This is a genomic window from Vibrio mangrovi (assembly GCF_024346955.1).
GTDB lineage: Bacteria > Pseudomonadota > Gammaproteobacteria > Enterobacterales > Vibrionaceae > Vibrio > Vibrio mangrovi.
The window spans coordinates 200543-223365 of the sequence record NZ_AP024883.1 but is presented as its reverse complement, the minus strand read 5'-3'; the positions used below and the strand labels follow the sequence as shown (position 1 = coordinate 223365).

Sequence of the window (22823 nt, the reverse complement as noted above, 5' to 3'; positions counted from 1 at the left end):
AAAAAAGAGTTTATGAAAGAATAGAGGGTTGGATTATCGGTTTCCAAACCATGCAAAATTGACAGGGATTGCCATGAATCATTCAGTTGCCAGATTATTTGCTGACACACTTGATCATTATTTTTCACCATATGCCAGAAAGCTAAGCCAAAGTACACACCTGATTGCACTTCGTGACGGTTTCCAGTTATCGATGCCTTTTGTGTTTATCGGCTGTGTGTTTGTTCCCCTGATTTTTCCGTTAACAGCAGCAGCATCAATGAGTGGTACATCATCTGCGCTCTGGTGGGAATCACTCAGCAGAACCCTGCAACCGGTACTACTGCCTATGTATCAGATCACACTGGGTCTGGTTGCTCTGATCATCTCTTTTGGTGTATCAGCAAGTCTGGCCAAACAATACCGACTACCGGAGCGTTTATCCGGGCTGACCGGCTGTCTGTCTTTTCTGATGCTCTCCGGATTTTCAACCATGAATACTCAGGAGCTTTACTATCTGGGTGGCGGAGGCATTTTCACAGCACTTGTCGCGGGTATTTACTCTGTTGAAATTATTCATCTGTTTGTGCGGAAAAACTGGTATATCCATATGCCGGAGGATGTTCCGTTAATTACCGCTCAGGGCTTTAAATTAATCGTCCCTATCTTTGTTGTCTTTCTGACGCTATCACTATTCAATATCATTCTGAAACATAGTGTCGGCGTCCATTTCCCGCAGTTGATTGAAACGCTGTTCAAGCCACTGATTCTGGCATCAGACAGCCTTGCTGCCGTGATTATTTCAATCCTGGTCTGCCAGCTTCTCTGGTTTGTGGGAATTCACGGCTCCATCATCGTTACCGGGATCATGAACCCTTTCTGGATGACCAACCTGCTGGTCAATCAGACCGCCATTGAAACCGGCGGACAAATCCCACCGCATATCTATACTGCCTCATTCTGGGATTTCTTCCTGCTAATCGGCGGCGTCGGCTCCACACTCCCTTTGGTTTATCTCGCCCTGAAAAGTCGTTCAAACCATATGAAATCCGTAGGAAAAGTAGCCTTACTGCCGGCAATTTTCAATATTAACGAACCAATCCTGTTCGGCTTTCCGATTATCATGAATCCGGTTTTCATCCTCCCTTTTATCTGTGTGCCGATCCTCAATGCCACCATCGCCTGGTATCTGACTTCTGTCGGCGTTCTGGACCGAATAGTGATGATGCTTCCCTGGACGGTTCCCGCACCGATCGGAGCTGCCTGGGCCGCAAATGGCAGTATCGTGAACGTCCTGATGGTGCTCTTTGCTATCTTTAATTCCTACTGTCTCTACCTGCCATTTTTCCGTGCCCATGAAAAAATCGTACTGGCGCAACAGGAGCAAATGGCATCAGGAAGACGCCAGAGAAGTTGAGCATTCAGAAAAGACCGGCAGATTCCCCCTGCTCTGCCGGCTTTTCCCCATCTCTAAGAACAAAGAGATGGCTTCGCTTTAAAAGTGGAAATCAATCTGAGTCCGGAATAAGTGACGATAAGCTCCTGGCTCAAAACTACCGGCGCGGTCACGTTCCTGAACTGAATAGAATGTTTCCCAGACGACATTCTTAAACAGAACATATTTCACCCCAAGAATACCGCCTCTGGCATCACTTGGTAATGAGCCCCATTCATCATCATGTGAATAATCACCGTATCTTCTGAAGTCGATATATCGCAGATAAATTCCGTATGAACCCACCTGAGCTAAATCCGTATCTTTATAATCGATTCGGTATTCCTGGCTGGTGTTATGATGGTCAGCATTGGTCATCGCAAATGCACCGCGCAACAAAATGTCATCGGTCAGTTTATATTGCAGCTCAAATGCGCCCATCCGATCCATTTTCTGGTCATCATTGTAGTTATCGTTAGTCGCGAAAGTCAGACTGGTCTGTAAATCATCGGTCAGGCTACCAGTCAGGTTTGCCCCGACAATCGAAATATCGGAACTATTCGGCATCGTCACCAAATCGCCCTGTCTCGGTCTTAACCAGAATGCTTTAGCATTCCATTCAGGGACGATATCGTAATCGAGCTGAATCCCATCGGCAGCATGACCAAACGGAACCGCCTGGAATCCGTATCCCCACCATTTCGTACCTAACGTTACACCAACACCGCCGGGACGGCCTTCGACCCAAATCCGCTGCAGTGTCCCATCCTGATCACTACTTCCGTTATCTCCCTTACGCCATGACTGACTGACGGTATAACCTTTACGGGTCTCAATCTGAAAATTAGCATTCCAGTCTTCAGAGACTTTCATTTTCCCTTCTAAATCCATATAGAAGTGTTTGTTATTGGCACCGGAACCGACAGGCTCCTGGTCATCATGATCATATTTGGCTCTGAAGAAACCAAAGATACTCACCCGCTCCATCATCGCTTTCAGAGAAGACAGCGACTCTTCATCAGCCGCTTCCAGCGACTGCTCGTAGCCGAGTCTTGTTTGTTGAAGTTTCTCTAATTCACTCTGATACTGCTGATGCAATTGTTCAAGTTGTTTGATTTGTGTATCAAGAGCGGCTTTATCCACTGCCTGAGAACCTCCGGCAGCCACGGAACTGACTGACCAGCAGGCTGCCAGCATAACGGGGAGCATTTTCAGTCCCATCTGTGTTTTCCTGTCCATAGTTTTCTCGTCTTTATTTTATCTATCGTTTCAGACCATTCCCCCCGAAACCGGACCCACATCCTTCTCATATCAGAGGTCCGTAACGCTTTACTCTTACGACAATCGGTATGTCTGGCAATTTTTCCAAAAACGGAAACAAATACAATTCACCCTTTGCCTTGAGAAAGTATCAACGTATTTTCCGGGGACTCAGTTAATGTTCCGGCACAGTCTAAATCCATAAACAACAATAGATTGTGGCTCTCAGCACGATTTTTTAGATCGAAAGAAAATATTGGAAACCGGTTTCCAATATTGTTACGAATATCACTTTTTGATGATGTGCATTTTTACAAAACCAAAAGATCAGACTAAGGAGGAGCAACACGGAGGATGAAATGATCTTTCACACTTTTAACACTGTCATCAGCGCAATCTACATGACAGTGAAGCTGGTCTGAGACTCAGTCTCAATAGAAATAGACTATTTGAGTAAAGCTACATCGGATCTTTTCAGACAGACGTTATCGTCATAACTATATGCAACAAAAGCAATTATTGTGATGCTGTATAAAATTTGTACAAAACGCTATAGACACCTGAAGCTAAGCACGTTTTTATCCATTTGAGCGTTTGCTCTAGTCACATGCATTTAAAAAACAAATGGATAAATTATGATAAAAAAATACTTCATCTATCTGGCTAGCGTATGTCTGTCTTTCAGCGCAATAGCTAAAACCGGCGTCTTCCCGAAACAGGACTTTGATCAACTCAGTTACGGCCTGTATTGGTTCGGAGCCGGTGACCAATATCAGAAAGCCGGTCCGAACACACGAAATGGAGGAACCTACTATGATCCATCAAAACCTACATTGATTCTGATTCACGGCTGGCAATCGAATCACATCGCCAATCAGGATCGAACCGTCTACTGGGAAACCAACAACGGCGCACCAAATATTGATTTTGCCAACATCTGGCAGTCCCAAGGCTATAATGTTGCCATGTTGTATTGGGATCAGTTCGCGGATGAGTTCGAAGTCAAAGATGCTGAAGCGAAAATCTGGTCGGCAAATGGCCCCCGGAAAATGCGCTGGCGCGACAGTCAGGGCAACTATCACAACGGCCCCAATCAGAATGTCACCGAGTTGCTGCTACAGCAGTATCTGACCGCCATGCAGGGATATCGGGGCAATGATATTCGCTTTGCCGGTCACAGTCTGGGGAATCAGGTCGCTCTCCGGCTTGCCGATCGACTTGCATCTCTGGCCGATACCGGTCAGATCGCTGAAAATATTGTACCGAAACGGGTTTCTCTGTTGGATGCCTTCTATTCCAACTACAGCAAAGATTATCTGGATGGCCGCTGGGTCGGAGAAGCGGCCCGGGAAGCAGTCAGCCGCCTGAAACCCAGAGGGGTTGCAATCGACTCTTACCGAACTTCATCTCTCACTTCTACACCTTTTGTCGGTGATGAAAACCGGGCTTTGCATAACTCCGTTGCTTTCGTTGAGCTGTTGACCCAGTTCTTCAATCAGTCACAACAGTCTGAAAAACACGGCGCAGCAATCTGGCTCTATCTATGGTCAATCATCTATCCAACGCCTGTAGTAACCGACAGCAGTATGCCCGGCATTTCTGCCGCATCAACTCATGCTGAAGTCCGGCGCTGGATGGCAACCACCGATCATTTAATTCAGGTTGCCGGAGGTTCTTCCAAAGATCCGCAGGATAATCTTTTCGAAACAGATTCGGCACTATAAAAAATCTGGCCTCAATATAACTCAGGGCATTGTGACTCAATGCCCTGATATTCAAGAAAAGATAAAAGCGTGTGAACTGAATAATTCAATGATGGTGACTGGTGCCTGCTGTATAAAATCTTGCTGTTTTGCGCTTACAAACCTTTCGTCAGTATATGGGCGAGAAAATCGGATATCTCCTGATCACTCCCCGGATTGAGCGCCTCCAGCCATAAAACCCCGGCGTAATGTTCTGCTTTCAGAAAGAATTGCGTCCCTTCAAAATCAATCAGCCAGGTATGGATATCTGCATCACACTGCTTCTCAACAATCGTTGCCGGGAGTAGCTCAACCAGCCGGGAACCTAATTGTGGAAAAGAATCGAAATCAAAGTCTGGCGTATCCAGCATAATCACTCCGGATTCAGCCAGATACTCACGCAGGGTAAATTCAGCCATGATAAGTCAGATGCTCCTGAATCAGATCCAAAAACGGGTCAGCATATTTCTCTAGTTTCCGCTGACCAACCCCATTCACAGCCAGCATTTCACCATAAGAAGTCGGCAGGATATCAGCCATATCGATCAATGTTGCATCGCTGAATACTACATAAGGTGGAATTTCTTCCTCATCCGCGATCGACTTGCGCAGCTTGCGTAATTTTGCAAATAACTGCCGATCATAGTGCTTGCTGGTCAGTTTCTCTGCCCGGGATGCCTTCACCGCCGTATCCAGCCTTGGTACAGCCAGCTCCAGAGTAACTTCGCCCCGCAGCAACGGGCGAGCCTCTTCTGTTAGCTGTAATGTTGAATTCCGGGTAATATTCTGCTGCAACAACCCTTTATGGATGAGCTGCCGGAAAATACTCACCCAATAGTCATGGCTCCGTTCCCGGCCAATACCATAAGTCGTCAGTTGATCATGCCCGTTTTCACGGATGCGGATATTCTGCATTCCACGTAGTACTTCAACCACATAGCCGATGCCGAAATTCTGATTCACCCGATAAACGCAGGAGAGTGCTTTCTGGGCTTCTTCCGTAGCATTAAACATCTTCGGTGGGTCAAGACAAATATCGCAGTTACCACACGGCTGTTCCCGGTATTCACCGAAATAATTGAGCAATACCTGACGGCGGCAAGTCTGCGCCTCGGCAAATGCACTCATCGCATTAAGTTTATGGCTTTCAACCTGTTTTTGTGGCCCGTCAGCCTTTTCATCCAGAATGCGGCGCAACCAGCCCATATCAGCCGGGTCATACAACATAACCGCTTCTGCCGGCAATCCATCACGTCCGGCACGTCCGGTTTCCTGATAGTAAGACTCGATATTCCGCGGAATATCAAAGTGCATGACAAAACGGACATTCGACTTATTGATTCCCATGCCAAATGCTACGGTCGCCACGACAATCTGAATATCGTCCCGCTGAAACGCTTCCTGAACATAAGAACGTTCATCAACATCCATTCCTGCATGGTAGCCAGCAGCCCGGAAATGGTTCTGACAGAGCTTCTCGGTCAACATTTCGACCTTCTTCCGGCTACCGCAATAAATAATCCCGCACTGTCCCTGCTGAGTTCCCAGAAAGCGGATCACCTGAGAGACTGGCTTATGCTTTTCCAACAGTGAATAACGAATGTTCGGGCGATCGAAACTACCGAGGTAAATATGAGGAGAGTTCAAATGCAGGCGATTCTGAATATCCTGACGGGTCGATTCATCAGCCGTCGCTGTCAGAGCAATCACCGGCACCTGCGGAAAAGCCTGCTTCAATTGCCCCAGAGCCGCATATTCAGGGCGGAAATCATGCCCCCACTGGGAAATACAGTGGGCTTCATCAACAGCAATCATCGAGAGCTGCATCTGGTGCAGACGTTCGATAAAATCAGCCATCAACACCCGCTCCGGCGAGACATAAACCAATTTCAGGGAACCGGCACTCATGCGCCGGTAAGTATCACTCAGCGCTTCTTTCGTCATCGCCGAGTTAATACATGCAGCAGCAACGCCGTTGACAACCAGTTGGTCAACCTGATCCTTCATCAGTGAGATCAACGGAGAAATCACCAGTGTCACCCCATTCTGCAAAATAGCCGGGATCTGATAGCAGAGCGATTTACCACCGCCGGTTGGCATGATCACCAGACTGTCCTGCCCGGCAAGCACCGCGTCAATCACATCCTTTTGTCCGAGCCGGAAAGTTTGATAACCAAAAACGGTACGCAACACCGATTCCGGGCTGACAGGAGATTGGTCATCTTGTTCGGCAATCAATGCGGCAGTCATGAAATACTCAATATGATGGGTTCAGAAGAAGAACGATCGTATACAGCGGGCTATTGTAGTGGGGTTAGGTAAGGAATAAAACCATAAATTATACGAACTGTCTCGCGGAACAGAACTGAACAAATACATGCATATCATGTTTATCTCTGGTGTATAATGCATCTCCGATCACAATATCACCGCACTGTTATTTATAGTGAGATAACCATGGACGAAGAACAACAGGCACGACAAGGCATTATCTTTGCGCTCGGTGCTTACCTGATGTGGGGAATCGCCCCCGTTTATTTTAAAATGATACAAACCGTCAGTCCGGTAGAAATAATCTGCCACCGGATTCTCTGGTCTTTCCTGTTACTGGCCGGGCTGATTCATTTCGGCAAACAGTGGCCGACAATTCGTCACCTGCTGTCGGACCGAAACAAACTTTACTATCTGATTGCAACGTCAGTGCTGGTCGGCAGCAACTGGCTGATTTTTATCTGGGCTATCAATAATAATCATCTGCTGGATGCCAGTCTGGGGTATTACATCAATCCGTTACTCAATGTAATTCTGGGAATGGTATTTCTCAACGAACGTCTGCGTAAACTTCAGTGGATTGCTGTTGCTCTGGCATCTGTCGGTGTAATCATTCAGCTCATTCTGTTTGGTTCGGTCCCGATTATTGCCATCTCTCTTGCCGGAACGTTCGGCATCTACGGACTACTACGTAAGAAAGTTATGGTCAGTGCCCAGAATGGGCTGTTTATCGAAACCTTGTTACTCGTACCGGTAGCGCTGATCTATCTGTTCGGATTTGCCGACTCGGCTACCAGCAATCTGGCTGAGAATTCTCTGCATCTGAATATTCTGCTGGCGATGGCAGGTGTAGTAACAACACTGCCTCTACTCTGTTTTGCTGGCGCAGCCACCCGGATGAAGCTCTCAACACTCGGCTTTTTTCAGTATATCGGTCCCAGCATGATGTTTATTCTGGCTGTTGTCTTTTACGGAGAACCCTTTAGCGCAGACAAAGCCACGACCTTCCTGTTTATCTGGGGAGCTTTGCTGGTATTCAGTTATGATGGCCTGCGTCATCACCGGAGACGCCCGGCTATCGCAATGGCAAAGTGATCATTTTTTACAAGACAGCAGAACGGAAGGCCGCTAATCTGAGCAACAGGAGTTTTGAAAATAAGGTTTTGTCCGGTACGGATTCATGGAAAATATTCAATACCATACGACAGCGATTGAACAGATACGACTGATAGAGGCAGACTATCAGAAATTTGCTTTTGCGCGTCATTATCATCTCGACATCCATATCGGCCTGATCACTTGCGGACAGCAGAAATTCTATTACCGGGGCAACCAGCATCAGGCAGGATGCCGTCAGGCAATCATTATGCCTCCGGACGAGATCCACGATGGTCAGGCCAAACTTGATTCCGGATACAGCGTCAATGTGTTTGCCATCAATCCCGACTGGTTTGATGATTACTTTCAGCCCTTATCATCCGGGCAGGTTCTCGATTTCGGTCATCTCATCATTGAAGACCATGATATTTTTCAGCAACTGCTGACGCTTCATCAGCGTTTGCGTCAGGAAAATCTCAGCCAGTTGGCAAAAGACTGTTTACCCTATGATGGTTTTCGTGAATTTCTGCAACGTTATGGTCGTCTGAAACCGGGCAAAGAGATTTCTCTGGGTCATCATTCCATTGAGATTTTACGTGATTACCTGCTCAGCCATATCGATCAGCCGATCCGCCTGCAAACGCTGGCTGACCTGTGCTATCTGAGTCCAACCCAGTTTCAGCGCCACTTTAAAGCCCGGATGGGTTTAACGCCCCACGCCTGGCTGACTTGTCTGCGTCTGGAAAAAAGCATGCAACTGCTTCAGTCCGGCCACAAAGGTACAGACGTCGCACAATCCGTTGGTTTCTACGATCAGGCTCATTTCACCAAAGCTTTCAAACGTGCCTACGGTATTCTTCCCTCAGCCATTCATTAATTTCCGTATTCGTCACTATTTTACAAGTTTTCTGCACCCGTTCCGGGCACAATCATGAGGACTGACAACTCATAGCCTGAAAAATAGCAAGGATCACATGATAAACGAATTCCATATTCTTCTGACACTGGCTGGCATTCACTGGATTGCGTTAATGAGTCCAGGGCCAGATTTCGCTCTGGTCGTACAAAATGCGACCCGCTATGGCAGAACAACCGGTATTTATATTGCCTTCGGCCTGTCGTTCGGTATTCTGACTCATTCAATTCTCAGTCTGACAGGCATCAGCCTGATCGTACACACCCATCCAGTCTGGTTTGCCCTGATTCAAATCGCCGGAGGGAGTTATCTGGCCTACCTGGGGTTCTCGACCATAAAAAGCCTGTATCAGCGCTGGAAAAATCGTCATCAGCCACAAAAACCGCAGTCAGTATCGCTGTGGCTGGAAAACCGTAAACAGGCATTTTCCAAAGGTTTCCTGACCAATATCCTCAATCCTAAAGCTCTGGTCTTCTTTATCAGTCTGATGTCGAGCCTGATCCCCGCAGGATTTTCCGCGTCAGGCAAACTAATGGCTTTGGTGATTCTCTGGAGCCTGTCTTTTCTCTGGTTCGCGATACTGGCATGGCTGCTTTCCAGCCAGCGCTTACAGAACAGATTACAGTCAGCAGCAGTATACATCGACGGGCTCTGCGGCGGGATCTTTACCCTACTTGGCCTGATGATCGGTTATCATGCTCTAATCCGAATTTTTTTATCAACTATCTAGTTTCTAAATAAAACCGTTAATAGATATTTATTTTTAAAAGCCAAAACCATATATTATAAATAAAATTTGTTTAAACACCTTATAAAATTAAAAACCATTATAGTAGATAGTTGCTGTAACAATAGTCAAATATAAGTTATACTTATATTGTATATAATGACGGCTGCCAATTTATTCTAAGTACCTTTGATACAACAGAGATCAACAGCCTTAAGACTAATTATCAACTAATTGCCCAAAACAGATTAACTAGTCTACCACACGCTTCATTTGCTTTTTGGTTAATGGCGACATACACAAGATAGCACTTATAAAGATTACTAATCCACTAATAAGAGCAATATTATTAAAATTTTGTGTGTTATCCATGATCCAACCACCACTAATGGAAGCTATTGGTATAGCTAAATATGAAATCATTCTTGTTACAGCAACTGTTCTTCCTAGTAGTTCAGGAGGAACTTCTCGCTGCCTTAGAGTAAAGAAAGTAACAATAATAATTGACTGACATAAAGATGAAATTGACCATAGAATGATCGTCTCAATTGCAGATGATGAGAAACATACTAATAGGCTCATAACTGCGGTCAGTATTGTTGACCAAATTATTATTACTCCATTTTCAAATCTACCGATCAGTTTTGCAGCAAAAATAGCACCGATAATTGAACCAAGACCAATGATGGAAAAATAGTTACTAATTTCACTATCACTTAATGAATAGTCTGAACTAAGATGATAAACAAAATTAGCATAAAAAATTCTAATCCCAAAGTTCACTCCAAAAAATAGAATGGCTGCGTACTTTATTGTGTTATTAGATAAGACATAACAAAACCCATCTTTTGTAGAATTTATAATTAATTTTATACTAAATTTATCAATAACTTTATCAGGTGTATATCTTATAGAAGAAACTAAAACAAATGATAGTAGATAGCCGAATGATATAATATAGATTAGGTCTATTTTTGTTCCAAGTAAAAGAAACATACCAACCACAACTGGAATTGAGATACTTATTATATTATCAGATATATGTACAAATGAATTAAACTTTGGAATTTTCTCATCCTCAATGAGGTTTGGTATAATTGATTGAAATATTGGATGATGAACTGCTGATGTGCATGATGAAAGGAAAGACAACATCAGCAGATACCAAATATTATCTACTGTTAGATCTACTAAAGGAATTAGTAGGACTATTATGGCACTTAATATCTCTCCAATCTGTATTACATGTTTCTTATTGCTAGAATCACCAACAGCACCTGCTATAGGTGTTATAATAATATAAGGAAGTATAGATACTGAATATGCTAAGGATACATATAAAGCAGAACCTGTTACATCAAGTATGATTAACGGGATAATAAAAGTCAAACTCCATGAACATACTGATGTATTAATATATGACAGTAACAGTCGATACATAAATAATCCCAAAATTTAGATTCAAAATACTATCTTAGCATTATATTCAGCAAAAACTAGCACTCTGGTCTATTTATTTTTACAAATGTGGCAGTTTTGATGTCGTTCCCACTTTTCACATGTACTAATATTAATATCATCAAACCTAAACTCTTTTAGCTTATTTGTTAGCTCAGGAGGTTGTATACCGGTAATAATTTTTAATGCTTCACTAACCATACATCCTGCGGTAACAGCAACTAAGGTAACCATAGCAGGGGCTGGAATATCATAATCAATATCTAATTTCTTATCTAGATCTATTACTGATGCTGCTGCTTCGTTGTGTTCAGCCAAACTCTTCTTCCAACATTCAACACATCCACTTTCATTTGGAATAACGGAGTAAAATATAGCCCTTCTCACATCAAGACCACCATTTATATATGGTATATTTTTGTTCACACATGCAGCATTCAGCCAATCAATAAGATAGTTTCTGGGCTTATCAGCAACACAAATGACTATGTCATGTCCATCAATAATTGACTCTATTTTCTCTTGTGAATCAATTCTTGTTTCAATTGCATTTATATTTATTGAGCTATTAAAATCACATATTCTTTTTTTTGCCTGATGAACTTTTATTTTAGCTATATCCTCTTCTTTATATAGTATTTGCCGATTGAGGTTTGATAGTTCGATCTTATCAAAGTCAACTATTGTAATATTATTGAATCCTATAGCAGCTAGATCTAAAAGTATATGGGTTCCTAACCCTCCACATCCAAGCAAGCAAACCTTAGAGTCTCTAATTTTTTTCTGATACTCAAATTTATTATTTCCATATGAAGAAATTGAACCAAAAAATTCAATATTTCGACTCCATCTTTCTTTCTCATAATCATTAAGAATATTTTCACTACTTAAAGAAGCATCCTCGATAAAGCCAAGTGATTTAAACTGCTCAATATAGGCAGCTATAGTTTTATCATCAACACTCGGGCTTTCACTTGAAACTAGTTTAACAATATCTTCATGCTCCCTCGTTCCATCCATTTTTTCTAGCAAGTTCCAGATAATACCATTTTCATCATCTATTTCTGCCAATTCACCATTAACTCTCAATAGGGTAGAGTTATTATTTCTATATTTTAATATAGTTTTCTTTAATTGTGGGAATCCGTTCATATTACTATCCAGTATAATATAGTTAACCTATTTTATAAAAATGGGTGACAAGTCACCCATACCTTCCTAATAAGGCACTATATAGTGCCATTATTTTATCGATAATAATAACCCAACATTAACCCACAGCAGACAATGTCGCATTACTAGCTTTAGTAAACTTAATAGCCATGCTAATCTCCTTGTTCTATGATTTTAAATGATTATCTAGTAATTAAAAATGTTATTCCCTTACTAGATTATTTAATCAATTACTATTGATTAACCCACAGCAGACAATGTCGCATTACTAGCTTTAGTAAACTTAATAGCCATGCTAATCTCCTTGTTTTATGATTTAAAATGATTATCTAGTAATTAAAAATATTATTTCCTTACTAGATTATTTAATCAATCACTATTGATTAACCCACAGCAGACAATGTCGCATTACTAGCTTTAGTAAATTTAATAGCCATGCTAATCTCCTTATTTTTTAATAATAACACCATATATGGTGCCTCCCTGTATTGAATTTTGAGATTATATAATCTCAAAATTCATATATTTCACTATCAATTAAAGTAAAATGATATCACTGTCGTTATATAGAAATATTTTTCAGAGAACTAATTTTATCTGACACGTTATTCGATTCAATTTTATTTATTGAAAGTTCAGCAATACGGTCAAGAAGACTTTCAAATATTGCCCAGGATTTATCACAAAGATCGATTAATTCTAGGCATTTCTCTTCTGATAAATTTTCATATAATTCTCTACCGATTTCAGAATGGTTATGGTCTAATTCTGCATGAGATTCAATATATTTTTCAGTATCTTTAATATATTTTTTTGCATGTGAATGAAATACATCAGCACACTTTTCTAAAACTAAATGAACAACAACAAGCTTTTCCAAGTTATCCATTTGCAACATTTTCAGTACAAACCAGTTCCCATAAGCATCTATAGCTGGATCCCAATTATTACTTTCAGGTAGCATTTCATCATGACCAAATTCTTCCTTAAAGTGTTCTAGAAAAATATCATCATACTTCTTATTTATTGAAGACGCCTGCCTCATAAACATGATTTTCTGAAATATTGATGACCATTGGCGTAGGTATATTTTAAATACTGTTAAGCTATAGTTATTATTGACAACTCCATCATCAAAAATTTTAAAAAATCTTGACCCTTGTATTTCTTTACATCGTTTTTTATTAAAACAAATCAGTTGATTAGCTGAATCAAATTTTACGTTAAATGTTATGTTTGGGGTGTTTTCAAACAAAGCACCATCTTCAAATTGTATTGAAATACCTTCTAATCCACTATTTTGATCACAACTGAAGCCATGCTCGGTGCCTCTAGGTATACAGATAATATTGTTTTCCGAGACAATAATATTTTTTCCTAGTAACCTAGCTTTACCTTTGGTTACAATTAAAAGACTTTCGACATCATGTGTATGAATGTTATGAGTCTCTCCTGGGTTCAATTTAACATAACTAATACCTGAACCATTTCCAATATTATTAATAAATTCTCTAAATTCAGGATTATTATTTAATGGTTGAACATTACCAATATAGTGTAACTCACCATTAATATTGACATGGCTTATTGTTGGTATATTGACTCGTTCGATTACCTTTACACCCATGGCTATTCCCTTACTATTACTCTCTCATAATAATATGTAGTCGCATAACTATAACTTTCAATACAACATTCAATTAACAATTTATTAAAATACACAACACAAAAGCAATTACAATAAGAATATATAATTTAAATAATAATATTGCCTTTATTGTGATATCTATGTCACATAAGTATGGTTTTATTGATTAATTTATTTTTATAGGCGAAAAGTCTATTTGTGTTAATGACAAAAATAACTATATTTGTCTAATATTTCATACACCATTATTGATAAATAACATATTATATATATAGGCCTTTAAATATAAAGGCCTAGGATAAGAAAAAGCTATCTACTAAGTTTTCTAATAGATCGTTAATTCTATCTATGATTTTTTATCAGTTGTAATTATAGGTACGGTAACTATGCAACAAAATGCATTTATTGTAAGCGTAACAGTATTACTTTGTATTGATACTCTGAGTTGTGAACGTTATATGCCTATATATACCTGATACTATATAAATGGACTGAAGATTTGACCTCTACTAATGCTATCAAGCAAAAGCTAATGTCTGGATAAATTTTCTATTATTTTGAATGTATATAGCAATAATGTATTGCTAACACCCGATTTAGTAATATTGCTCAATGATGATAGATACTGACCTGCACCCTTAAACCTCTGGATTTATAAGAGATTAGCTGTCAATCTAAGCGTTGCATATCTGTTTTATTGCTTAAGCAAACACGGAGGTTTACAGGTGAAAACCAAGAAACTACTTATATTATCAGGGCTGCTTACCGCCCTTCATGTCAGTGCTGCTCAGGTTGCAGATTCCGTCGCCCCGGAAATCAACACCGGAAGTGAAGTGAAAACACTGACTCATGCCAAACAATGGATGGTCACTGCGGCGAACCCTATTGCTGCAAAAGCCGGTGCCGACATACTCCGTCAGGGCGGAAATGCCATTGATGCCATGGTCGCCGTTCAGTTGATGCTCGGTTTGGTCGAGCCACAATCATCCGGACTCGGCGGCGGTGCTTTTATGGTCTACTGGGATCAGAAAAAACAACACCTGACCACATTTGATGCCAGAGAAACAGCACCGGTACAGGCAACACCTGAGCTCTTTCTTGATGAGAAAGGCCAACCGCTACAGTTCTATGATGCTGTGGTCGGTGGCCGCTCGGTCGGAACTCCCGGTACAGTCAAGCTCTTATGGGAAACCCACCAGAAATACGGCAAACTGCCCTGGAAGAAACTCTTCGAACCAGCGATTCAAATGGCAGAAAAAGGGTTCAACATCAGCCCTCGTCTGGCGAAACAAGTCTCCGATGACACCCAACGTCTGAGCCGCTATCCCGGAACCCGCCATTACTTCTTTGACACTCAGGGCAACCCGAAACCAGCGGGAACATTGCTGAAAAACCCAGAGTATGCTCAAACACTGAAAGCGATTGCCGACGGTGGTGCAGATGCCTTCTATCACGGAGACATCGCCAAAGATATTATTGCAACCGTACGCAATGCACCCGGTAACCCCGGAGTTCTGTCACAGACGGACTTCAATAACTACACCATCAAAGAACGTCAGCCCGTGTGTGCAGACTATCAGGGCTATGATGTCTGCGGTATGGGACCACCAAGTTCCGGCGCGCTGACCATCGGACAGATCCTTTCCATGGTGCAACACTTTGATCTCAAAGGCTGGGGAGCTGACAGTGCCAAATCCTGGCAGATCATCGCCGATGCATCTCAACTGGCATTTGCCGACCGGGGTAAATACATGGCCGATGAAGATTTCGTTCCCATGCCGACTCAGGGATTGGTCGATAAAGACTATCTTACCCAACGCGCACAGTTAATTCAGAGCGGCAAACCACTGACTGATGTCTCTGCCGGAAGTCCTCCATGGCAGCACGCGATGCAGTTAGGCACCGATCAGGCGATAGAACTTCCCTGTACCAGCCATTTCAATATTGTCGATCGTGAAGGAAATGTCGTTTCTATCACGACAACAGTTGAAAATGGATTCGGTTCCCGTCTGATGGTCCGGGGATTTCTGCTGAATAACGAGCTCACCGATTTTTCTTTCAAATCACATGACGGTGATGCACCGGTCGCTAACCGGGTTGAACCGGGTAAACGTCCACGTTCTTCCATGGCTCCGACCATGGTGCTGAAAGACGGACAACCTTATCTGGCAATCGGATCCCCAGGTGGCAGCCGGATTATCGGCTATGTCGCTCAGGCACTCATCGCTCACCTGACCTGGGGACAGGATATCCAGCAGTCACTAAATATGCCACATGTGGTCGATCGCTTTGGCCCAATAGATCTGGAACAGGGAACATCGGCAGAATTACTGAAACCCGCACTGGAACAAATGGGTTACTCGGTCAATATCCAGGGGCTGAACTCTGGTCTTCATGCAATCCGTCTGACCAAAGATGGTCTTGAAGGAGCTGCCGATCCGCGCCGGGAAGGTATTGCAATCGGTGAATGATCAGTAACCAGTCTCATAGCTGTTTGTCTCGCTCATTTGTAAGATATCTCTCACAGATGAGTGAGCAAATAGAGATTCATACTGACGACATTACAGCTTCAATAAATATAATTGATTGAATAAAAAGGAAAAGTACATTTATCAACCATCCAACTATCAAGATTCTGTGAATTCAGCAGATTGCCGGGAAGGAACAGAACAGTAATATAGAACTTGTCAGCAGGGAGCTGATTCAGGGACATCGAAAGGAATTGATTCGTTGACAGGATGGTCACGAAACAGGGATGGCGATGGACACACCCGGGAAGGGTAGAAGCACATCAGGATGATGTAAAGGAAACCGTTCAGGGATGGAAGCCGTTAACGAGGAACGTTAACAGACCAGGAAGTCAGGGACACAGCCAGGAAGGCGATGAAAGGATCGGCTGAAGGATTCAGCAGACTGATCAGGGATTAGATGCAGGACGCGTTTATTGGTAGCAGGATGGCTGCAAGCAAAGAATAGAACCCCGGTGAGCATTGCTCCCGGGGTTTTTTCTTGGCACATTCCGAATCGTTCCACAGCAATACTAACAAACAGCAACTCCCTCAGAGATTACTCCGCAAAAAATAATCCCTCATGAAAAGCCAGTACACGCTAGTGTAAAACCCGTTCATTCAAGAACTGAGACAGATCGATCGTAAACACCACGATCTGTGGTCGCTTGGGTAACTGATTCTCAATAGAAAACTCCTGCCCCCCCGGAAAATGGGGAAAACTCATTGCAGCAGGCCAGTTGTGCATACCCCGGTCATATCCGGACTCAGCGATTGAAAACTTGATTGATGAGCAACGATTCATAGCATTCACCTCACGATGACATCAACAGTGAGCTCACAACGAGCACAGAATCATTTTTCCGGTATCAAAGCTATTTATCTTAACGCTGCTATCTGCTTTTCGAGTGTGACAAACAGTTTCGACACCCTTCTACTTTAAAAATAGGGGCAGAACGCGTAACTTCCAAGGAATAAAAAGGATAAAAAATAACCAATCTTCGAGGTCAGAGAGCTGCGACTCTTTGATGAGAGAATTCAGAAGGGTTCGGTTCAGCAACAGACGATAGCGTAAATGTCACAACAAACAGCTCATCTGTATCCGGGTAAACTTCCCGGATCAGCGCTTTAAGTCTCGGTAATTCCAGATGTTCCTGTCGGGCATGATATTGGTTTATCTCGTCAAACCGGATCGGCTCAACCGCAACAATTTCAATGTCACACACCTTTTGATTGGTCTCCAGCGTAAACACTTCGACCTGAGAGCCAACCACATAATGACTCTCTGACCGATCCCGGATCGTAATGGTTTTCAGACCGGCAGCCACGAAAGGAGTCAGAAACTCAAAAAACGTAATTTTGGTTGGGATTGTTAGCATGAGAAACTTCCGAAAGCTCAACGCTCGTCCGTCGCGGACTGAACTGCATTAATTTTTAACCAGAATGCTTCCTGACATGTATTGATGAACGTCTTACGCTTTGGGGTAATGCGCAGACCTTCCGGCTCGGAAATAATTTCATAACTGATCCAGCATTCTGCACAAGCTAAATCTGTGGGCTCTTCCTGATGCTCAGACTCGATACTCTGTTTCATGATAACCCCATTATGAAACGTCACGATTAATTCAGAATTCTCAACCAGCACGCCATCTTCTTCCGTCACATCCTGATATAATTGTTGTCCCGCAATGAGCGCACCGGATTCCTGTCTGATTGCAGAGATATAGGTAAAAAGCTGATTCATATCTTCCTCTGTTGTTCCGAAGTCAGACGTCACCTGCCGGATATCGTGGAATCACTACACTTTATAAATTAAGTGTCTCACCTTCTGAGGCAAATAACTTTTCCAGCTCATCAAAGCCTTCCAGTTGCATGATAAGTTGTGCTTTTTGCTGTTTCGCAATAGTCAGCCAGTGTTCGCCTTCCAAAGCACCGACTAATGCATAAAGCAGGTTGAGACTCGGTTTGACCGGCCCCTGCTGGCGAACCCGGATAAATGCTGCAATCGCACCCAACTCCCGCAACATCTCTACGGATTCGATCCCGGCGTCCGTCAGCATCTGTTCTGATTTGGGTCCCAGCCCTTGCAGATCACGAAGCTTTTGCATCAGTGTTATCCTTCTCTGATGTTGAACTCTGACTACAACGCTTCCAGCTTCGCATAGGCCGTTACCAGCCATTTGATCCCTTCGCCATTAAAAGCAACCTGAACCCGGCTTTGCGGCCCTGCACCTTCAAAATTAATGATGGTGCCTTCACCGAATTTCGGGTGCTTGACCCGGCTGCCCAGATTGAAGCCGGTCTCATTGAAGCTCTCTTTCACCACTTTCTGACTGAAACGGCCACTGCTGGCCGGGCGACTGACCTGAGCTTTCATCCGCACTTCATCAAGACAGCCTTCCGGCAGTTCACGAATAAAACGTGACGGCTTATGATATTTATCCTGCCCGTACAAACGACGCATCTCAGCATAGGTAATATAGAGCTTCTGCATCGCTCGGGTCATCCCGACGTAACAGAGACGGCGTTCTTCTTCCAGTCTTCCGGCTTCTTCTGCTGACATCAGGCTGGGGAACATGCCTTCTTCCACACCGACCATGAACACCAGCGGAAACTCCAGACCTTTGGCGCTATGCAGAGTCATCAATTGCACCGCATCATCGAACTCATCGGCCTGCCCTTCTCCCGATTCCAGCGCAGCATGGGTCAGAAATGCCGTCAGCATCGTCATTTCTTCCGCCTCTTCCGGCTTTTCAAACTGACGAGTCGCAGTCACCAGCTCTTCTAAGTTTTCCAACCGGGCTTTCGATTTTTCACCTTTTTCCTGCTCATACATCGCATATAAACCGGAGGCTTTAATCACATGGTCGGTCTGACGATGCAACTGCATCTCAAACGTATCATCTTCCAGAGCATTGATTAACTCGACAAAGCGGCTCATCGCACCACCGGCACGACCAACCAGCACTTTTTCTTCCAGTAACTGGACACACGCCTGCCACATAGTGCAGCCCCGTTCTCGGGCAGCAAAACGGACCGTTTCCAGCGTTTTGTCACCCAGACCGCGTGTCGGAGTATTCACGACCCGTTCAAAAGCCGCATCATCATTACGGTTTGAAATCAGACGCAGATAGCACAGTGCATCTTTAATTTCCTGCCGTTCGAAGAATCGCATCCCGCCATAAATCCGGTAAGGTAATCCGGCCTGAATCAATGCTTCTTCCAACACCCGCGACTGAGCGTTGTTCCGGTACAGCAAAGCAGTTTCCTGCAAAGCACCACCTTCATCCTGCCAGACCTTAATTTTGTTCACCACAAAACGGGCTTCATCCAGTTCGTTATAGGCCGAATAAACCGAAATCGACTCGCCCTTCTGTCCTTCTGTCCACAGGTTTTTCCCCATCCGCTCGGTGTTATTGGCGATCAGGGTATTGGCTGCCTCTAGAATGGTCTGGGTTGAACGATAGTTCTGTTCAAGACGGATGGTATTTACTGCGGGAAATTCCTGCGCAAATTTCTCGATATTTTCAACTTTGGCACCGCGCCAGCCGTAAATCGACTGGTCATCATCACCGACAATCATCACATGACAGTCCGGACCGGCCATCAATCGCAGCCAGGCATACTGAATATTGTTGGTATCCTGAAATTCATCGACCAGAATATGTTTAAACCGCGCCTGATAATGTTCGCGGATAAACTGATTCTCCCGCAGCAGCTCCTGAGTTCTCAGCAGTATCTCGGCAAAATCCACCAGACCGGCCCGATCACAGGCTTCCTGATAGGCCTGATATAACCGGAGATAAGTCGTAGTCACCGGATCATGATAAGTATCAATATGCTGTGGCCGGATGCCCTCATCTTTCTTACCGTTAATCCACCAGCAGACCTGACGCGCCGGCCACTGTTTTTCATCCAGATTCTGAGCTTTAATCAGCCGTCGCATCAACCGCATCTGATCTTCTGAATCGATAATCTGAAAATCTTCCGGCAACTTCGCATCGAGATAATGCGCCCGCAGAATACGGTGACAAATCCCGTGAAACGTTCCGTTCCACATCCCTGACGCACTGCCCATCATTAGCGCTTCGATCCGCCCGCGCATTTCAGCCGCAGCTTTATTGGTAAATGTCACCGACATGATAGAAAACGGAGAAGCTTCCTCAACGGTCATCAGCCAGGCAATCCGGTGAACCAGAACCCGGGTTTTTCCACTCCCGGCACCAGCCAGTACCAACAGATTCTGTAAAGGGGCTGCAACTGCTTCCCGCTGTTTGTCGTTTAAACCGTCGATTAAAAGAGAGGGATCCATCATGGTGACATCACTGGTTATTTATACATAGCTTGTGATTATAACCATAAATGGCGATAAGATGCTCGCCTGAGAGAAAAATTTATCGGCATGGTTCAAACGTATTCAGACTGACATTCGACATGTTGACACACAACCTACAAAAATCAGAATCACAGCAATAAAAAAACCTGCCCGGAGGCAGGTTTCAACGCTTGTAAATAAAACAACTGCAAACTAAGCAGCAATCCCGGAATGACGCAGCAAGGCGTCGATCTGTGGCTCACGGCCCCGGAATCGTTTGAACAGTTCCATCGGCTCTTCACTGCCACCCATTTCCAGAATATTGTGCAGGAAGCTCTGCCCGGTTTCCGGATTGAAGATCCCTTCTTCCTCGAAACGGGAGAACGCATCAGAAGAGAGCACTTCAGCCCAGAGGTAGCTGTAATACCCGGCACTGTAACCGCCAGCAAAAATATGACTGAAGCTATGCGAGAAACGGTTCCATTCCAGGCTCGGCAATACCGCCACTTTCGCTTTCACATCTGCCAGTGTCTCCAGCACACGCGGGCCAAGATCCGGATCATAATCGGTGTGCAGGGTGAAATCGAACAGACCGAACTCTAACTGACGCAGAATAAACATTGCAGACTGGAAGTTCTTCGCAGCCAGCATTTTCTCCAGCATCTCTTTCGGTAAAGGTTCGCCGGTTTCATAGTGACCAGAGATGAAAGCCAGTGCTTCCTCTTCCCAGCACCAGTTTTCCAGGAACTGACTTGGCAGTTCAACGGCATCCCACGGCACACCACTGATACCGGAAACCGCACCGACTTCGACCTGAGTCAGCATATGATGAATGCCATGACCGAACTCGTGGAATAGCGTCACCACTTCATCATGAGTGAATAATGCCGGTTTTCCGCCAACCGGTTTATTAAAGTTACAGGTCAGGTAAGCCACCGGAGACTGAAGTTCACCGGACAAAGTAATCCGCCGGCCACGACACTCATCCATCCACGCACCGCCACGCTTATGTTCACGGGCATACAAGTCCAGATAGAAGCTGCCGCGCAGTTGCTCGTTCTGATCGTAAATTTCAAAAAACCGCACCGACTCGTGCCAGGCATCAACGCCTTCGCGTTCCTGCACACTCATCCCAAACACGCGTTTGAGTACTTCAAATAAACCACTGACCACTTTAGTTTCAGGGAAATAAGGACGCAGCTCTTCGTCAGAAATCTGGAACAGGTGCTGTTTCTGTTTTTCGCTATAGTAAGCAATATCCCACAACTCCAGCTCCTCGACACCGAAGTGTTCTTTGGCGAAGTCACGCAGCTCCTGCACCTCTTTCTCACCCTGAGGCTTAGCCCGTTTGGCCAGATCATTGAGAAAAGTCAGCACCTGATCCGGAGACTCAGCCATTTTGGTTGCCAGTGATTTTTCACTAAAGGAATTGAAATCCAGCATCTTGGCAATTTCGTGACGCAGTTTGAGCTGTTCGGCAATAATGTCACTGTTGTCCCACTTCCCAGCGTTCGGACCGCGATCAGAAGCACGAGTCACATAGGCTTCGTACATTTCCTGCCGAAGCGCCCGGTTGTCACAATAAGTCATCACCGGCAGATAAGACGGCATTTCCAGCGTCAGCAGAAAGCCTTCTTTTCCTTTTGCTTCAGCCGCCGCTTTTGCCGCCGCCAGCGCACTCTCAGGGAAACCGGACAATTCGGATTCATCGGTGATGTGTTTGGTCCAGCCCATCGTGGCATCAAGAACATTGTTAGAGAACTTCGAGCCTAACTCAGACATCCGCTTGCTGATTTCACCATAGCGCTTCTGCTCTGCCAGCGGCAGACCGATACCAGACAGTTCAAAGTCTCTTAATGCATCATGAATCGTTTTTTGTTGTGCCCGGGACAAAGTTTCATATTCTTCGCTCTCACGAATTTTTTTATACGCGTCAAACAGGCCTTTATGCTGCCCGACCCAGGTTCCATACTCAGACAACAGTGGCAGACAACTTTCATAGGCTTCCCGCAACGCTTCACTGTTCACCACAGAATTCATATGACTGACCGGAGACCAGATGCGGCTTAAAACATCATCCACTTCCTCAATCGGAGCGATCAGGTTATCCCAGCCTGGCTGCGTATTGCCTTCCAGAACTTCTGTTATTTTTGTCCGGCAGTTTTCAATCGCCTGTTCAACAGCCGGTTTGATATGTTCGGGTTTGATCTGAGAAAACGGAGGCAAATCCGTAAAAGTAAGCAGCGGGTTCGACATAAACGATTCCTTTTATTTTGAAAGCATCAGGCATACAT

18 protein-coding genes are annotated in these 22823 nt (G+C 44.1%); 6 read left to right on the top strand and 12 right to left on the bottom strand.

The window, feature by feature from the left end:
- The first annotated feature begins 73 nt into the window (after positions 1-73).
- Positions 74-1396 carry a PTS sugar transporter subunit IIC gene (locus OCU74_RS00975; RefSeq protein WP_087481671.1) on the top strand — a complete coding sequence of 441 codons (1323 nt, stop codon included), beginning with the start codon at positions 74-76 and terminating at the stop codon, positions 1394-1396.
- Between the two features lie 78 nt (positions 1397-1474).
- On the opposite strand, the gene OCU74_RS00970 is transcribed toward OCU74_RS00975, so the two are convergent.
- Complete coding sequence (locus tag OCU74_RS00970) at positions 1475-2635, bottom strand: hypothetical protein (RefSeq protein WP_087481608.1); 1161 nt, start codon at positions 2633-2635, stop codon at positions 1475-1477.
- Between the two features lie 674 nt (positions 2636-3309).
- Between OCU74_RS00970 and OCU74_RS00965 the strand changes: the two genes are divergently transcribed.
- Positions 3310-4398: an alpha/beta hydrolase family protein gene (locus OCU74_RS00965; protein ID WP_087481609.1), complete on the top strand. Its 1089-nt coding sequence runs from the start codon at positions 3310-3312 to the stop codon at positions 4396-4398.
- Positions 4399-4532: 134 nt separating this feature from the next.
- On the opposite strand, the gene OCU74_RS00960 is transcribed toward OCU74_RS00965, so the two are convergent.
- Both OCU74_RS00960 and recQ read right to left on the bottom strand, forming a co-directional pair.
- Positions 4533-4835, bottom strand: coding sequence for a DUF3630 family protein (locus OCU74_RS00960; RefSeq protein ID WP_087481610.1), 303 nt, complete (start codon positions 4833-4835; stop codon positions 4533-4535).
- Positions 4828-6666: an ATP-dependent DNA helicase RecQ gene (gene recQ / locus OCU74_RS00955; protein ID WP_087481611.1), complete on the bottom strand. Its 1839-nt coding sequence runs from the start codon at positions 6664-6666 to the stop codon at positions 4828-4830. Before recQ ends, OCU74_RS00960 begins: the two co-directional genes overlap by 8 nt.
- Before the next feature lie 201 nt (positions 6667-6867).
- On the opposite strand from recQ, the gene rarD reads away from it, so the two are divergent.
- From rarD to OCU74_RS00940, 3 genes are all read left to right on the top strand, one after another.
- Positions 6868-7782, top strand: a complete 915-nt coding sequence (gene rarD / locus OCU74_RS00950; RefSeq protein WP_087481672.1) for an EamA family transporter RarD — start codon at positions 6868-6870, stop codon at positions 7780-7782.
- An 85-nt stretch (positions 7783-7867) separates the two neighbouring features.
- Positions 7868-8662 carry an AraC family transcriptional regulator gene (locus tag OCU74_RS00945; RefSeq protein ID WP_087481612.1) on the top strand — a complete coding sequence of 265 codons (795 nt, stop codon included), beginning with the start codon at positions 7868-7870 and terminating at the stop codon, positions 8660-8662.
- Between the two features lie 100 nt (positions 8663-8762).
- The gene (locus OCU74_RS00940) at positions 8763-9431 is read left to right on the top strand and encodes a LysE family translocator (RefSeq protein WP_087481673.1); all 669 of its coding nucleotides are present in this window, start codon (positions 8763-8765) and stop codon (positions 9429-9431) included.
- Between the two features lie 249 nt (positions 9432-9680).
- Here OCU74_RS00940 and OCU74_RS00935 read toward each other — a convergent pair whose 3' ends face one another.
- The 3 genes from OCU74_RS00935 to OCU74_RS00925 all read right to left on the bottom strand — a co-directional run bounded on the left by OCU74_RS00935 (position 9681) and on the right by OCU74_RS00925 (position 13686).
- Entirely contained in the window at positions 9681-10868 is a 1188-nt protein-coding gene (locus OCU74_RS00935; RefSeq protein WP_087481613.1) for an MFS transporter, read from the bottom strand.
- A 69-nt stretch (positions 10869-10937) separates the two neighbouring features.
- Positions 10938-12038: a HesA/MoeB/ThiF family protein gene (locus OCU74_RS00930; RefSeq protein ID WP_087481614.1), complete on the bottom strand. Its 1101-nt coding sequence runs from the start codon at positions 12036-12038 to the stop codon at positions 10938-10940.
- Between the two features lie 583 nt (positions 12039-12621).
- Entirely contained in the window at positions 12622-13686 is a 1065-nt protein-coding gene (locus OCU74_RS00925) for a cupin domain-containing protein (protein WP_087481615.1), read from the bottom strand.
- Positions 13687-14432: 746 nt separating this feature from the next.
- Between OCU74_RS00925 and ggt the strand changes: the two genes are divergently transcribed.
- Complete coding sequence (ggt, locus tag OCU74_RS00920) at positions 14433-16178, top strand: gamma-glutamyltransferase (RefSeq protein WP_390623635.1); 1746 nt, start codon at positions 14433-14435, stop codon at positions 16176-16178.
- Between the two features lie 637 nt (positions 16179-16815).
- Here the strand turns inward: ggt and OCU74_RS00915 are convergent.
- The 6 genes from OCU74_RS00915 to prlC all read right to left on the bottom strand — a co-directional run bounded on the left by OCU74_RS00915 (position 16816) and on the right by prlC (position 22785).
- Positions 16816-17019 (bottom strand): hypothetical protein, encoded by a 204-nt coding sequence (locus OCU74_RS00915; protein WP_087481616.1) that lies wholly within the window; start codon positions 17017-17019, stop codon positions 16816-16818.
- Between the two features lie 202 nt (positions 17020-17221).
- Entirely contained in the window at positions 17222-17593 is a 372-nt protein-coding gene (gene yqfB / locus OCU74_RS00910; RefSeq protein WP_087481617.1) for a N(4)-acetylcytidine aminohydrolase, read from the bottom strand.
- A 17-nt stretch (positions 17594-17610) separates the two neighbouring features.
- The gene (locus OCU74_RS00905; protein WP_087481618.1) at positions 17611-17958 is read right to left on the bottom strand and encodes a hypothetical protein; all 348 of its coding nucleotides are present in this window, start codon (positions 17956-17958) and stop codon (positions 17611-17613) included.
- A gap of 61 nt (positions 17959-18019) precedes the next feature.
- A complete protein-coding gene (locus OCU74_RS00900; protein WP_087481619.1) occupies positions 18020-18322 on the bottom strand; it encodes a TfoX/Sxy family protein in 303 nt (100 codons plus the stop codon).
- A gap of 32 nt (positions 18323-18354) precedes the next feature.
- On the bottom strand, positions 18355-20529 hold the full coding sequence (gene uvrD, locus OCU74_RS00895; RefSeq protein WP_087481620.1) for a DNA helicase II: 2175 nt from the start codon (positions 20527-20529) through the stop codon (positions 18355-18357).
- Positions 20530-20742: 213 nt separating this feature from the next.
- Positions 20743-22785: an oligopeptidase A gene (gene prlC / locus OCU74_RS00890; protein ID WP_087481621.1), complete on the bottom strand. Its 2043-nt coding sequence runs from the start codon at positions 22783-22785 to the stop codon at positions 20743-20745.
- Positions 22786-22823 lie beyond the last annotated feature (38 nt).